Origin of the sequence: Streptomyces sp. NPDC046900, assembly GCF_040644975.1 — a bacterium.
Lineage (GTDB): Bacteria > Actinomycetota > Actinomycetes > Streptomycetales > Streptomycetaceae > Streptomyces.
In genome coordinates, this window is sequence record NZ_JBEYXD010000099.1 from 14,266 (window position 1) to 27,744 (window position 13,479).

Below are 13,479 nucleotides of genomic sequence, written 5' to 3' on the forward strand. Positions count from 1 at the left end.
GCCCCCGGAATCCCGCCAGGAGCGACCGTCCGCACCGGCACGGGGTCCGACGCGCCCGGCGCCACCGCACGGGGCCACGCGCAAGGGCGACGGCACCAGAGGCAGTCGCTCCACCGCGCGGAACGACACGCGAGGGCGGCGGGCGAGCCGCCGCGACGGCTCCGCGCCGTCAGTCCGGCAGCAGCCGTCCCCTCCTGGACAGCAGGAACTTCTTGAACGCCGCGACCGGGGGCGTGTCGACATGCCCCTCCAGCCATGCGACACCGATCTCGCGGACCGCCCTGGGCGCGGTGACCGTCAGCTCGGCCACCCCAGGACGGGGCACCGCGGGCGGCGGCAGCAGTGCCACGCCCAGCCCCGCCGCGACCAGGCCGCGCAAGGTCTCCGCCTCCTCGCCCTCGAAGGCCACCCGCGGCGAGAACCCCGCCTGCCGGCACAGGTCGTCGGTCATCCGGCGCAGCCCGTATCCGGGTTCGAGGGTCACGAAGGTCTCGTCGGCGGCCTCGGCGAGGCGGATGCGCCTGCGGCCGGCGAGCCGGTGGTCGGCGGGCACCACGAGCCGCAGCTTCTGCTCGTCGATACGGCGGGCGACCAGACCCGGCTCGTCGGGCACCGGTGAGGTCAGGCACAGGTCCAACTCCCCCGCCCGCAGCTTCTCGAGCATCGCCTCGCCGTAGTTCTGGACGAGGCTGAAGCGGACGCGCGGATGATCGGCGCGGAAGGCGTGGAGCAGCCCGGGCACGGTCTCGGCGCCCATCGTGTGCAGAAAGCCGAAGGCGACCTTGCCGGCGGCCGGGTCGGCGTCCGCGCGCACTTCCTCGGCGGCCCGCTCGACCTCCGCCAGGGCACGCTCGACAGAGCCGAGGAACGTGCGGCCCGCCGGGGTCAGCGAGACGGTGCGGCCGCGTCGGGCGAACAGCTGGACGCCCAGGTCCTGTTCCAGCCGGACCAGCGCCCGGGACAGGGTGGACTGCGGAACCTGCATCTCCTGCGCGGCACGCGTGACGTGCTCGGTACGGGCCACGCCCGCGAAGTACACAAGGCGCGGCGCGAGCAGCGCGACGATGTCTGCTCCATCACTTGTGTCACCGTACGGTGACAGGCCCTCGTCTGACCTCTGCTGATGCACCATGGGAACGATTATGGGGTTTCTGTGCATTGGACGGATGAGTGACGCGGTCCGTACGTTCGAAGCATGCCTGCTGCGGATACCGGGGCGTCCACCATCGTGGGCGCCGATGCCACCACCCAGACCTCCGCCGACTCGCGGATGACCCCCGGCGGCCCCGGCTACCGCCGGATGAGCCTCGCCCTCTTCCTCGCCGGGGTGGCGACCTTCGCCCTCCTCTACTCCACGCAGGCCCTGCTGCCGCTCGTCTCCCGCGACTTCGGGGTGACGGCGAGCGCGGCGAGCTGGACGGTGTCGGGCGCGACGGGCGGACTGGCGCTCTTCGTGATCCCCATGAGCGCGCTCTCCGAGCGGTTCGGACGCCGTACGGTGATGACGGCGTCCCTGGCGGTCGCGGTGACGGTCGGACTGCTGGTCCCCTTCGCCCCCTCGCTCGGCGCACTGATCGCCCTGCGGGCGGTCCAGGGCGCGGCGCTCGCGGGGCTGCCGGCGTCGGCGACGGCGTACCTGGCCGAGGAGGTCGGCCCCAAGGCGCTGATCACGGCGATCGGCCTGTTCGTGGCCGGCAACAGCGTCGGCGGGATGAGCGGGCGGGTGATCACCGGCTGGGTCGCCCAGGAGTGGGGCTGGCGGGTGTCCGTCGGCACCATCGGCGTGATCGCGGTCGGCTGTGCGGTGGCCTTCCGGATTCTGCTCCCGGCGCCCAAGAACTTCAGGCCGGGCTCGCTGCGCCCCCGCGTGCTGGCCGGCGCGGTCCGCGACCATCTCGCCAACCCGCTGCTGCGCCGGCTGTACGCGATCGGCGCGCTGTTCATGACGGTCTTCGGCGGCGTCTACACGGTGATCGGCTACCGCCTGACGGAGCAGTTCGGTCTCCCGCAGGGCATCATCGGCTCGATCTTCCTGGTCTACCTGGTGGGTACGGTGTCGGCGTCGACGGCGGGCCGGCTGACGGCCCGGCTCGGCCGCCGTGGCGCGCTCTACCTGGCGGCAGGCACCACCACGTCGGGTCTGCTGCTGTCGCTGGCGTCCTCCCTGCCGCTGGTCCTGCTGGGCCTGGTGCTGATCACCGCGGGCTTCTTCGCGGGCCACGCGGTGGCGTCGTCGGCGGTGAGCCACACGGCCAAGCACGGGCGCGCCCAGGCCTCGGCGCTCTACCAGTCGGCGTACTACATCGGCTCCAGCACGGGCAGCACGCTCGGTGCGGTGGCCTTCCACGCGATGGCCTGGGCCGGGACGGTGGGCATGGGCGTGCTGGCGGTACTGGGCGTGGTGACGATCACCCTGCTCGGATCCCGTGCGGCCCGCGCGGAGCGCCGGCTCGCAACGGCCTGATCCCGGGCCCGGGACGGTGGCGCGTCTCCCCTGGCCGGCGCCGGTTGTCGGTGGTCGCGTATAGCGTCCGCACGACAACTGGGCCGAGCAGGGAGTGTGTTCATGGAGTTCCGGGTCGACCGCCGAGTTCTCGCCGAGGCCGTGGGATGGGCGGCCCGTGTGCTGCCCGCGAGGACGCCGGTGCCGGTACTGGGCGGACTGCTGCTGGAGGCGACGGGCGGACGGCTGACCGTATCGGGGTTCGACTTCGAGACGGCCGCGCGGATCGAGACCGCGGCGGAGACGGCGGCCGACGGCCAGGTGCTCGTGCTGGGGCGCAGACTGCTGGACATCTGCCGCGTGCTGCCGGACGGTCAGGTGAGCTGTGCACTGGAGGGGACGCGGTTCACCGTGGAGGCCGGCGGCACGCGGTTCGGGCTGTCGACGCTGCCGCGGGAGGAGTACCCGGCGCTGCCGGTGCCTCCGGAGCCATACGGAAGCGTGGACGCCGCCGCCTTCGCGACCGCCGTCGGCCAGGTCGCCGTGGCCGCCGGCCGCGACGACACCCTTCCCGCGCTCACCGGAGTACAACTGCGCCTGGACGGCGGGACGATGACGCTGGCCGCGTCGGACCGCTACCGGTACGCGGTACGGCGGCTGGACTGGAAGCCGGAGGCCGTGGCCGCCGACGGCGCGGTGGAGGCCCTGCTGCCCGCGCGCCGCCTGCACGACGTCACGCGGTCACTCGCCCGTTCCGGCCGGGTCCGCATCGGTCTGGCACCGGCGGACGGCGGGCTGATCGGCTTCGAAGGCGGCGGCATGCGGGCGGCGGTGCGGATGCTGGAGGGGCGGCTGCCGAAGTACGGGGCACTGTTCGACCTGGCGGGGGCCGCGACCGCCGAAGTGGAGTGCGGGGCGCTGGCGGAAGCGGTGCGCCGGGTCGCGGTGGTGGCGGAGGCGAACAGTCCGGTGCGGCTGGACTTCGCGGCCGACGGTTCCGTGGTGCTGCGGGCGGGTTACGGGGACGACGACGCCGTGCAGCGGCTGCCGGCGACGCTGGACGGTGCCGAGGAGGTGTCCGTGGCCTTCAACCCGGGATATCTCCTCGAGGCGCTGACCTCCTTCGAGTCGCCGTGCGTCCGGATGGAGCTGCTCGGGCCGGGGCAGCGGGTGCTGCTCTCGGGCGCCGGGACCGGGGAAGCCGAGGCCGCCGACGCGCCGGAAGCCGCCCACCGGCATCTGCTGATGTCCGTGAAGCAACTGGTCTGAGCTGGGCTTTCGCGCACTTTGGGGGCCGTTGTCAGTGGCCTGCGGTAGCTTCCGGAGTGCTGGGGCGCGATGGCGCGCGACAGGAACGGCCACATGGGTGGGTGGACCATGAGTGACGGCACGGCGACGATGGACGACCTCGACGTCCAGCTGGAGAAGCACCGGGTCGAGCTGACGGGGTACTGCTACCGGATGCTCGGCTCGTCCTTCGAGGCCGAGGACGCCGTGCAGGACACGATGGTCCGCGCCTGGCGGAGCCACGCGAAGTTCGAGGGCCGCTCGTCCCTGCGCTCGTGGCTCTACCGGATCGCGACGAACGTCTGCCTGGACATGCTGAACGCGGGCAACAGACGCGCCCGCCCGATGGACCTGACCGACTCCACGCCGCTGGCCCAGGCCGCCCTGTCCCCGCGCCCCGACAACACCTGGCTGGAGCCGGTGCCGGACGCCCGCATACTGCCGGCCGTGACCGACCCGGCGGAGGCAGCGGTGGCCAAGGAGTCCGTGCGGCTGGCCTTCATGGCCGCCCTGCAGCAACTTCCGCCCAAGCAGCGCGCGGTGCTCATCCTGCGCGAGGTGCTGGCCTGGAAGGCGAGCGAGGTCGCGGAGCTGCTCGACACGTCGGTCGCCTCCGTCAACAGCGCACTGCAACGGGCCCGCGCCACGCTGGCCGACAAGAGCGGCGAGGGCGCCGGGGCCGCCGTCTCCGACCCCCTCGACGAGGAGCAGCAAAAGCTTCTGGAGCGCTACGTGGCGGCCTTCGAGGGGTACGACATGGCGGCGCTGACGGCCCTGCTGCACGAGGACGCGGTGATGACGATGCCGCCGTTCGACCTGTGGCTGCGCGGCACGCAGGACATCACCGGTTTCATGACGACGCTCGGCTCCGCCTGCGCCGGCTCCCGTCTGGTGCCGGTCGCGGTCAACGGCCTGCCGGGCTTCGCCCAGTACAAGCCGGACCCGGACACGGGCGGCTTCAGTGCGTGGGCGGTCCAGGTCCTGGAGATGTCAGACGGCAGGATCTCCGGGTTCCACTGCTTCCTCGACACGAAGCGCTGGTTCCCGCTGTTCGGCCTTCCCCTCCAGCTCGAAGGGGAGGCCGACGAGATCGAGTAGGGCGCGCAGGGCGGGTGCCGGGTCGCGGAGCCGGATGCGCCCACCGGCCCGCCGGGCGGTGAGCTGAAGCCGGGCCAGTACGTCCACCGAGGCCAGGGTGACGGGCCCGAGCGCCGCGACGTCACACACGACGACTGCGGCCCCGGTGTCCTTCAGCAGTGCCCTCACGTCCTGGCCGAGCCGCGCCACGTCGTCCCGCGTGACGGGCCCGGCCACCACGAGTACGGCGGGTGTCTCGGCGTCCACGGTCGGTAGACCGGGCGGAGGCCCGGTACTCATCGCCGACGGATCCGAAAGGCACGGCTGTGCCTCTGGCCGACGAGGAACTCGCTGGTGTCGACGACGTCGAAGGGTGCGGGAAGCTTGATCGCCTCGCCGAACTTGGCGGTGCTCACGGGGCGGTAGACGTCGCCCTTGGGTTCTCCGTAGAGCGTCGCGGTCGGGCCGTCGGGAGCCCAGCGGTCGACGAGGAGACAGAGCGGGATCCCCGCGGTGGCGTAGGCAGCGGGCTTGCTGATGCGGTCGTGGCGCGCGTTGGACCTGGAAGTCACCTCGACGACGAGTTCGGCCAGGGCTGCCGGAATGTGGGTGTCCGCGTCCGTGCACTCCTGCACGGGGCCACCAGGAGGTCCGGGATGAGCATGCCCAGGCGCGACGGCACGGCGATGGCCAGTGTCTGGAAGACCCCCCAGTTATCGGGAATCACGAAGTAGAGGCGACGCTGGATTCGTTCCGCGATCACGTTGTGGCGGGACGCGGGAGCAGGTGACACGGTGATGATCCCCTCGATGATCTCCACCTTGCTGCCCTCGGGCCATTCCATCTCCTCCCAGAACCGGACGAGGTCGTCCCAGCTCTGCTCGGGATCCTGGCTGACGGTGAGTCCGCTCATGGCGATCTCCTATCGGTGCGTCACCGAGCCCAGCATGACGAACGGGACCGGTGGCGGTCCACCGACCCCGTTCACCCGAAAGGGAAAACGCCTGGTCAGGCGATACGTTCCAGCACGACCGGCGAGGCGGCGAAGTCCGTACCCGGCGTCGCGATGTCGTACGAACCCTCGATCGCCTCCAGTGCGTACGCGAAGCGCTCCGGGGTGTCGGTGTGCAGGGTCAGCAGCGCCTCGCCCTCCTTCACCGTGTCGCCCGGCTTGGCGTGCATCTCGATGCCCGCGGCCGCCTGCACCGCGTCCTCCTTGCGGGCGCGGCCGGCGCCGAGGCGCCAGGCGGCGACACCGATGCCGTAGGCGTCCAGGCGGGTCAGGACGCCCGAGGACGGGGCCTTGATCACGTGCTGTTCCTTCGACGTCGGCAGCGGGGCGTCGGGGTCACCGCCCTGGGCCGCGATCATCCGGCGCCAGACGTCCATCGCGGAACCGTCGGCCAGGGCCTTCGCCGGGTCCGCGTCCTTCAGGCCGGCCGCGTCGAGCATCTCGCGCGCGAGGGCGATCGTCAGGTCCACCACGTCCGAGGGGCCGCCGCCCGCCAGGACCTCGACCGACTCGCGGACCTCGAGCGCGTTGCCCGCCGTCAGACCCAGCGGCGTCGACATGTCCGTGAGGAGCGCGACCGTCTTCACACCGTGGTCCGTGCCCAGGCCCACCATCGTCCGCGCCAGTTCGCGCGCGTCCTCGACCGTCTTCATGAAGGCGCCCGAGCCGACCTTCACGTCCAGGACCAGCGAGCCGGTCCCCTCAGCGATCTTCTTGGACATGATGGAGGAGGCGATCAGGGGGATCGCCTCCACGGTCGCCGTGACGTCCCTGAGTGCGTAGAGCTTCTTGTCGGCGGGAGCCAGGCCGTCACCCGCCGCGCAGATGACCGCACCGACACCCTCCAGCACGGACAGCATCTCCTCGTTCGAGATCAGCGCACGCCAGCCGGGGATCGACTCCAGTTTGTCCAGCGTGCCGCCGGTGTGGCCGAGACCCCGGCCCGACAGCTGCGGGACCGCCGCGCCACAGGCGGCGACCAGCGGGGCCAGCGGGAGGGTGATCTTGTCGCCGACGCCGCCCGTCGAGTGCTTGTCGGCCGTCGGGCGGGACAGCGACGAGAAGTCCATACGCTCGCCGGACGCGATCATCGCGGCGGTCCAGCGGGCGATCTCCCGGCGGTCCATGCCGTTGAGCAGGATGGCCATCGCGAGCGCGGACATCTGCTCGTCGGCGACCTCGCCCCGGGTGTAGGCGTCGATGACCCAGTCGATCTGCTCGTCGCTCAGCTCACCGCGGTCCCGCTTGGTGCGGATGACGGAGATGGCGTCCATGGCCATGTTTCCTTCCGAAGTTCGAAGGTGTGCGGCCCCTCCGCGCCGCAGGGGGCGACTCGGAGGGGCCGCACGGGAGTTACTTGGTGAGATGGTCCGGCCCGAAGGCCTGCGGGAGCATCTCGGACAGCGGCAGGATCCCAGCAGGGGTCTCCAGCAGCAGGTCGGGCCCGCCGAACTCGTACAGCAACTGGCGGCAGCGGCCGCACGGGACGAGGACGTCCCCCTCGCCGTCCACGCACGTGAAGTGCGTGAGCCGGCCGCCGCCGGTGTTCTGCAGCTGCGAGACGAGACCGCACTCGGCGCACAGACCGAGGCCGTACGAGGCGTTCTCGACGTTGCAGCCGGTGACGGTCCGGCCGTCGTCGACCAGCGCCGCGGCGCCGACCGGGTAGCCCGAGTAGGGGGCGTAGGCACGCGACATCGCGGCGCGCGCCACCTCCCGGAGTGCCTCCCAGTCGACCTGCGGGGGCGGGGTCACTTGCCCTGTCCCTTCCGGTAGGGCAGACCGTCGGCCTTCGGCATCCGCAGGCTCTGCGCGGACAGCGAGAGCACCAGCAGGGTGACGAGGTACGGGGTGGCGGTCACGAGCTGCTTCGGGACCTCGTTGGTGCTGACGTACCAGACGAACATCAGCGCCGAGACCACGATCGTGATCAGCGCGGAGACGTACTTCTTCCTCCACACGAGGTAGAGCGCTCCGGCCACCAGCAGGATCGCGAGCAGCAGGATCAGCGCGTGGACGTTGGTGGTGCCGCCGCGCAGGTTGAGGCTGTCGGTGTAGCCGAACAGGGCCGCGCCGAGCGCGGTACCGCCCGGCCGCCAGTTACCGAAGATCATCGCAGCGAGACCGATGTAGCCTCGGCCGGCGGTCTGGCCGTCCAGGTACACGTTGGACGCCACGATCGACAGGAACGCGCCGCCCAGGCCCGCGAAGCCGCCCGAGATGATCACGGCGATGTACTTGTACTTGTAGACGTTGACGCCCAGGGACTCCGCCGCCACCGGGTTCTCGCCGCAGGAGCGCAGACGCAGACCGAAGGAGGTGCGCCACAGCACCCACCAGGTGAACGGGACGAGGGCCACCGCGATCACGGTGAGCGGCGACAGGTCGGTGACCAGACCGCCGATCAGGCCCGCGAGGTCCGAGACCAGGAACCAGTGCTTCTGGTTGAGCGTGTCCAGCCAGCTCGACAGGCCCGGGATGTCGAAGGTGCCCAGCGAGTCGATCGGCGGGGACTGCTTCGAGGACCCCTGCGGGGCGTTCTCGAAGGTGAACTTCGACAGGTAGCGGGTGGTGCCGAGGGCGAGGATGTTGATCGCCACACCGGAGACGATGTGGTTCACGTTGAAGGTGACGGTGGCGATGGCGTGCAGGACGGCGCCGAGCGCGCCGCCGATGATGCCGAAGACGACACCGGTCCAGGGGCCCCACTGGTAGCCGGCCCAGGCGCCGAACCAGGTGCCGAGGATCATCATGCCCTCGAGACCGATGTTGACGACGCCCGAGCGCTCGGCCCACAGGCCGCCGAGGCCCGCGAGGCCGATCGGAACGGCCAGGCGCAGCGCCGTGGACATCTGTCCCGTCGAGTCGATGCCGTCGGCACCGGTGATGAGGCGGACGACCGAGGTCAGCAGCAGTACACCCGCGACGATCAGCAGGAGTACGGGGAGCGAGAGTCGGCGGCTGCCCTTGCCGGGCTGCTTCGCCTTCGGCTTCGCGAGGGTCGCGGTGGACATCAGGCAGCCACCTCCTTCTTGTGCGAGTTGTTGTTGGCCTCGGCGGCCAGTTCGGCACCCACCCGCTTCTGCTGGCGGCGCAGGCCCCACTGGCGTACGGCCTCGTACGAGATGACGACCGCGAAGACGATCAGACCCTGCATGATCGTGGCGATCTCCTTCTCGTACGCCACCGGGGTCGCGTAGTCGAGGGCGGGAGACGCCTTGTCGAGGAAGGCGATCAGCAGCGCGGCGAAGGCGATGCCGACCGGGTTGTTGCGGCCGAGCAGGGCGATGGTGATGCCCGTGAAGCCGAGCCCCGTCGGGAAGCTGAGGCTGTAGGTGTGGGCGTCGCCGAGCAGCAGCGGCAGGCCGGACAGACCCGCGACCGCGCCGGAGATCACCATCGCGGTGAGGACCATCTTCTTGGCGTCGACGCCGGAGGCCGCGGCGGCGGTCTCGGAGGCACCGGTGGCGCGCAGGTCGAAGCCGAAGCGGGTGCGGTTGAGCACGAGCCAGTACAGGATGCCCGCGAGGACCGCGAGGAAGACCAGGCCGTAGATCTCGCCGACGTCGGCGCCCAGGTTGATGCCCGGGAACCAGCCGGACTTCTTCATGATGCCGGTCGTCATGTTGTTGCCGACCTGCACGCCCCACACGTTGGAGAGGGTGAGGTAGCCGATGAGGCTGGTGGCGATCGCGTTGAGCATGATGGTCGCGACGACCTCGCTCACACCCCGGGTGGTCTTCAGGATGCCCGCGATACCGGCCCAGAAGGCGCCGGTGAACATGGCGACCAGCATCAGCAGCGGGATCTGCAGGAAGCCCGGCAGCGCGATGTGGGCGCCGACGACGGCGGTCATCATCGCCGCGAGGCGGTACTGGCCGTCGACGCCGATGTTGAACAGGTTCATGCGGAAGCCGATGGCCACCGCGAGTGCCGCCAGGTAGTACAGCGACGCCTGGTTGATGATGAGCACCTGGATGTCGGAGAATCCGGCCTGCTCGATCATCAGCCGGTACGGCTCGAACGGGTTCTTGCCGGAGGCGACCAGCACGACCGAGGTGAGCAGGATGGCCGAGACGAGCGCGATGACCGGACCGGCTACCGCGAGGAGCACCCGCTCCTTGTCGAACTTCTTCATCGGGCGTCGTCCTCCGGGGCGGCGTCGCTTGCGTCTTCGGTGGATTCCTCCACGTGCTCCAGGTGGCCGGACGCGGCACCCGTCATGGCGGAGCCCAGCTCCTCAGGAGTGATGGTGGCCGGGTCGGCGTCCGCGACCAGCCGGCCGTTGTAGATCACCCGGAGGGTGTCGGACAGCCCGATCAGCTCGTCGAGGTCGGCGGAGATCAGCAACACGGCCAGGCCCTCGCGGCGGGCGTCACGGATCTGGTCCCAGATCTGCGCCTGCGCGCCCACGTCCACGCCGCGCGTGGGGTGGGCGGCGATGAGGAACTTGGGCTTGTGGCTCATCTCACGGCCGACGATGAGCTTCTGCTGGTTGCCGCCGGAGAGGGAGGCGGCGGTCACCTCGATGCCGGGGGTGCGGACGTCGTAGTCCTGGACGATCCGCCGCGTGTCGTCCTGGGCGCCCTTGATGTCGAGCCAGAACCCCTTGGCGTTGGGGCGCTCGGTGACATGGCCGAGGATGCGGTTCTCCCACAGCGGGGCCTCGAGCAGCAGACCGTGGCGGTGGCGGTCCTCGGGGATGTAGCCGACGCCCTGCTCGCGGCGCTTGCGGGTGGACCAGGCGGTGATGTCCTCACCGAGGAAGGCGATGGAGCCGGAGTCGGCCTTCTTGAGGCCGATCAGTGCGTCGATCAGCTCGGTCTGGCCGTTGCCCTCGACGCCGGCGATGCCCATGACCTCGCCCGCGTGGATGGTGAAGGTGACGTCGTCGAGGACGCGCCGCACCTCGCCGGCACCCTCGGCGGTGCCCCCCGCCAGCAGACCGGAGGACGCCGGCTCGGCGAGCTCGCCGAGGGAGGCGCCGCCGCTCGCGAACGCCGTGAGGCCCTTGACCTCGATGACCGGCCGGTCCGTGACGGTGGACTCGGCGGTCTCCGGGGTGGGCAGCTCGCTGCCGACCATCATCTCGGCGAGCTGGCGCGGGGTGGTCTCGGACGGGACGGCGGTGCCGACCGTCGTACCGCGCCGGATGACGGTGATGTCGTCGGCGACCGACAGGACCTCGCCCAGCTTGTGGGAGATGAAGATGACGGCCAGGCCCTCGGACTTCAGCTCGCGCAGGTTGTCGAAGAGCGCGTCGACCTCCTGCGGGACGAGCACGGCGGTCGGCTCGTCCAGGATCAGCGTCCTCGCGCCGCGGTAGAGGACCTTGAGGATCTCCACGCGCTGGCGGTCGGCGACCCCGAGGTCCTCGACCAGGACGTCGGGGCGTACGTTCAGTCCGTAGCGGTCGGAGATCTCGTTGATCTTTTTACGGGCGGCGCCGCCGATGCCGTACAGCTTCTCGCTGCCGAGGACCACGTTCTCCAGGACCGTGAGGTTGTCGGCGAGCATGAAGTGCTGGTGCACCATGCCGATGCCACGGGTGATGGCGTCGGCGGGGCTGTTGAAGGACACCTGCTCGCCGTCGACGGTGATCGCGCCCTCGTCCGGCTTCTGCATGCCGTAGAGGATCTTCATCAACGTCGACTTGCCGGCGCCGTTCTCGCCGACGAGGGCGTGCACGGTGCCCCTGCGGACCGTGAGGTGGATGTCGTGGTTGGCTACGACACCAGGGAATCGCTTGGTGATCCCCGCCAGCTCGACCGCGATCGTCGGCTGAGCGGTGAGCGGAGGGCTGCTGGACGCGTCGATGGCGCACTCTCCTTGGAAAAGGGGCCCCTCTACGCGCGTAGCGCCCCTGCCTCAAATAGGGCTCGGGCCAGACCGGAACCGAGCGGTTTCCAATCGTTCCGAGCATTGTGCCGCGCGAACGGGGTGCGGTCAGGCCATCCTTCCCGCACCCCGTTCCTCGGCCGTAACGCTCCCATTACGGCAACGCCTTGGCCATGGCCTGTTATGGCCTCTTGTCCCGGACGTCCCGGCACCGTGATGTCGGCGCCGGGACTCCGGGGACGCACTTCACGCAGGCGGACGTCAGGAGGTCTTGACCTTGATCGTGCCGTCCTTGATGCCCTGCTCGGCCTTCTTCAGCGCGGCCTGCAGGCCGGCGTTGTTCTTGAACACCGGGTTGGAGTCGGCCAGGCCGACGCCGCCGTTGTCCAGGCTGCCGCGGATCTCACCGTTCAGCGGCTTCTTGTCCTTGATGACCGACTGGGCGAGGTCGTACACGGCACCGGAGACGTTCTTCAGGGCCGAGGTGAGGATGTAGTTCTTGTACGACGCCAGCGCGCTCTGCTCGTACTGGTCGGAGTCGACACCGATGGCCCACACCTTGTGCGCGGCGGCGGCCTTGATGACGCCCTGACCGGACAGACCGGCCGCGTGGTAGATGACGTCGGCACCGGCGTCGATCTGACCGTTCGTGGCGCTCTCGCCCTTGTCGGGGCTGGAGAAGCCGCCCTCCTGAGGCGTCTGGGTCAGGTACTGCTTCTCGATCTTGATCTTCGGGTTGACCGACTCGGCACCCTGGACGAAGCCCGCCTCGAACTTGTGGATGAGCGGGATGTCCACACCGCCGATGAAGCCGATGTGGTTCTTCTTGGTGGTCTTGGCCGCGGTGACACCGGCGAGGTAGGAGGACTCCTCCTCGTGGAAGACGAGGTCGGCGACGTTCTTCGCCTGGATGGTGTTGTCGTCGATGATGCCGAAGGTCACCTTCGGGAACTTGGCGGCGACCTCCTTGACGGCCGGCGCGTACACGAAGCCGACGCCGATGACCGGGTTGTAGCCCGCCTTGGCGAGCGTCTCCAGACGCTGCACCTTGTCGGCGTCCGTCTCGCCGTCCTGCGGCTCGACGTCGCGGCCGCTGACGCCGAAGTCCTTCTCGGCCTTCTGGAAGCCGGCGTAAGCGGCATCATTGAAGGACTGGTCGCCCTTGCCGCCGATGTCGTACGCAAGGCCGATGCCCTGGGACTTGCCGCCCTTGCTGCCGGCGGACGAGGTGGACGAGCTGCCGCAGGCGGAAACGGTGACAGCAAGGGCTGCGGTTGCTACGCCAGCAACGGCGATACGGGACACCCGGCGCATGGAACGAGACTCCTTTGTGCGTTGCGCCCATACCAGGCGCTGGTTCCGCGGCAGCGTAACGCGCGTAGACCAGACGGAAAACCCCTTCTGTCCGGTCCGTTATCGAGATGTGGCCACAGCCACACGGCACGTCACACAGAGCGGTGCGGCGCTTGCAGGAGGCAAGGGCGCGGGCATCGCGCGGAGGGGAATGAGGGGTGGTGTCATCGCGGAAACATAGGAGGGGCCGGGGCGGTCGCGGAGTCGGATGCGACGGGAAACAGCCACCCTACGCCGCCTCCGCCGCCCGGTTCCAAGCTGCGCCCGGACCGCCCCGGGAGCGCCCGGCCGCGCGCGACGGGGACACACAGGCGCCCCCGGCCGGTTTCCCCGGCCGGGGGCGCCTCTGGTCGCAGTCCGCTGGGCGGAGCCGACTAGGGCGCGTATCGAGTCGTGATCAATCCGCGGGATTCACCCTCGTGACGGGGCCTGATCCGGTAGATCGTCTTGCGTGACGCAAGTGCAACTG

The 13,479-nt window shown here is 70.2% G+C and carries 11 protein-coding genes and 1 pseudogene; 3 read left to right on the forward strand and 9 right to left on the reverse strand.

Annotated elements, in window-relative coordinates; all coding sequences use genetic code 11:
- Nucleotides 1-169: 169 nt before the first annotated feature.
- Entirely contained in the window at nt 170-1,132 is a 963-nt protein-coding gene (locus ABZ904_RS43760) for a LysR substrate-binding domain-containing protein (protein ID WP_361829694.1), read from the reverse strand.
- Nucleotides 1,133-1,195: 63 nt separating this feature from the next.
- Here ABZ904_RS43760 and ABZ904_RS43765 point away from each other — a divergent pair, with 63 nt between their 5' ends.
- From ABZ904_RS43765 to ABZ904_RS43775, 3 genes are all read left to right on the forward strand, one after another.
- The gene (locus tag ABZ904_RS43765; protein ID WP_360998063.1) at nt 1,196-2,464 is read left to right on the forward strand and encodes an MFS transporter; all 1,269 of its coding nucleotides are present in this window, start codon (nt 1,196-1,198) and stop codon (nt 2,462-2,464) included.
- A gap of 102 nt (nt 2,465-2,566) precedes the next feature.
- Nucleotides 2,567-3,712, forward strand: coding sequence for a DNA polymerase III subunit beta (gene dnaN / locus ABZ904_RS43770; RefSeq protein WP_359393743.1), 1,146 nt, complete (start codon nt 2,567-2,569; stop codon nt 3,710-3,712).
- Between the two features lie 108 nt (nt 3,713-3,820).
- On the forward strand, nt 3,821-4,828 hold the full coding sequence (locus ABZ904_RS43775) for a sigma-70 family RNA polymerase sigma factor (protein WP_360998066.1): 1,008 nt from the start codon (nt 3,821-3,823) through the stop codon (nt 4,826-4,828).
- Here ABZ904_RS43775 and ABZ904_RS43780 read toward each other — a convergent pair.
- The 8 genes and pseudogenes from ABZ904_RS43780 to ABZ904_RS43815 all read right to left on the reverse strand — a co-directional run bounded on the left by ABZ904_RS43780 (nt 4,721) and on the right by ABZ904_RS43815 (nt 12,971).
- The gene (locus ABZ904_RS43780) at nt 4,721-5,107 is read right to left on the reverse strand and encodes an STAS domain-containing protein (RefSeq protein ID WP_360998068.1); all 387 of its coding nucleotides are present in this window, start codon (nt 5,105-5,107) and stop codon (nt 4,721-4,723) included. The two genes, ABZ904_RS43775 and ABZ904_RS43780, sit on opposite strands and share 108 nt — an antisense overlap.
- Nucleotides 5,104-5,720: pseudogene (locus ABZ904_RS43785) on the reverse strand (Uma2 family endonuclease). The gene ABZ904_RS43780 and the pseudogene ABZ904_RS43785 overlap by 4 nt, the downstream one beginning before the upstream one ends.
- 95 nt (nt 5,721-5,815) lie before the next feature.
- Nucleotides 5,816-7,099, reverse strand: a complete 1,284-nt coding sequence (locus ABZ904_RS43790; RefSeq protein ID WP_360998070.1) for a thymidine phosphorylase — start codon at nt 7,097-7,099, stop codon at nt 5,816-5,818.
- A 73-nt stretch (nt 7,100-7,172) separates the two neighbouring features.
- Nucleotides 7,173-7,574 carry a cytidine deaminase gene (locus tag ABZ904_RS43795; RefSeq protein ID WP_359393751.1) on the reverse strand — a complete coding sequence of 134 codons (402 nt, stop codon included), beginning with the start codon at nt 7,572-7,574 and terminating at the stop codon, nt 7,173-7,175.
- A complete protein-coding gene (locus tag ABZ904_RS43800) occupies nt 7,571-8,833 on the reverse strand; it encodes an ABC transporter permease (protein ID WP_359393753.1) in 1,263 nt (420 codons plus the stop codon). Before ABZ904_RS43800 ends, ABZ904_RS43795 begins: the two co-directional genes overlap by 4 nt.
- A complete protein-coding gene (locus ABZ904_RS43805) occupies nt 8,833-9,957 on the reverse strand; it encodes an ABC transporter permease (protein ID WP_360998072.1) in 1,125 nt (374 codons plus the stop codon). Before ABZ904_RS43805 ends, ABZ904_RS43800 begins: the two co-directional genes overlap by 1 nt.
- On the reverse strand, nt 9,954-11,594 hold the full coding sequence (locus ABZ904_RS43810; protein WP_359393922.1) for an ABC transporter ATP-binding protein: 1,641 nt from the start codon (nt 11,592-11,594) through the stop codon (nt 9,954-9,956). The genes ABZ904_RS43805 and ABZ904_RS43810 overlap by 4 nt, the downstream gene beginning before the upstream one ends.
- Before the next feature lie 324 nt (nt 11,595-11,918).
- Entirely contained in the window at nt 11,919-12,971 is a 1,053-nt protein-coding gene (locus ABZ904_RS43815; RefSeq protein WP_360998074.1) for a BMP family ABC transporter substrate-binding protein, read from the reverse strand.
- Nucleotides 12,972-13,479 lie beyond the last annotated feature (508 nt).

Coding starts and splice junctions, on each gene's coding strand:
- ABZ904_RS43760 (WP_361829694.1), bottom strand. CDS start 1,132: ATGGTGCATCAGCAGAGGTCAGACGAGGGCCTGTCACCGTACGGTGAC.
- ABZ904_RS43765 (WP_360998063.1), top strand. CDS start 1,196: ATGCCTGCTGCGGATACCGGGGCGTCCACCATCGTGGGCGCCGATGCC.
- dnaN (WP_359393743.1), top strand. CDS start 2,567: ATGGAGTTCCGGGTCGACCGCCGAGTTCTCGCCGAGGCCGTGGGATGG.
- ABZ904_RS43775 (WP_360998066.1), top strand. CDS start 3,821: ATGAGTGACGGCACGGCGACGATGGACGACCTCGACGTCCAGCTGGAG.
- ABZ904_RS43780 (WP_360998068.1), bottom strand. CDS start 5,107: ATGAGTACCGGGCCTCCGCCCGGTCTACCGACCGTGGACGCCGAGACA.
- ABZ904_RS43790 (WP_360998070.1), bottom strand. CDS start 7,099: ATGGCCATGGACGCCATCTCCGTCATCCGCACCAAGCGGGACCGCGGT.
- ABZ904_RS43800 (WP_359393753.1), bottom strand. CDS start 8,833: ATGTCCACCGCGACCCTCGCGAAGCCGAAGGCGAAGCAGCCCGGCAAG.
- ABZ904_RS43805 (WP_360998072.1), bottom strand. CDS start 9,957: ATGAAGAAGTTCGACAAGGAGCGGGTGCTCCTCGCGGTAGCCGGTCCG.
- ABZ904_RS43815 (WP_360998074.1), bottom strand. CDS start 12,971: ATGCGCCGGGTGTCCCGTATCGCCGTTGCTGGCGTAGCAACCGCAGCC.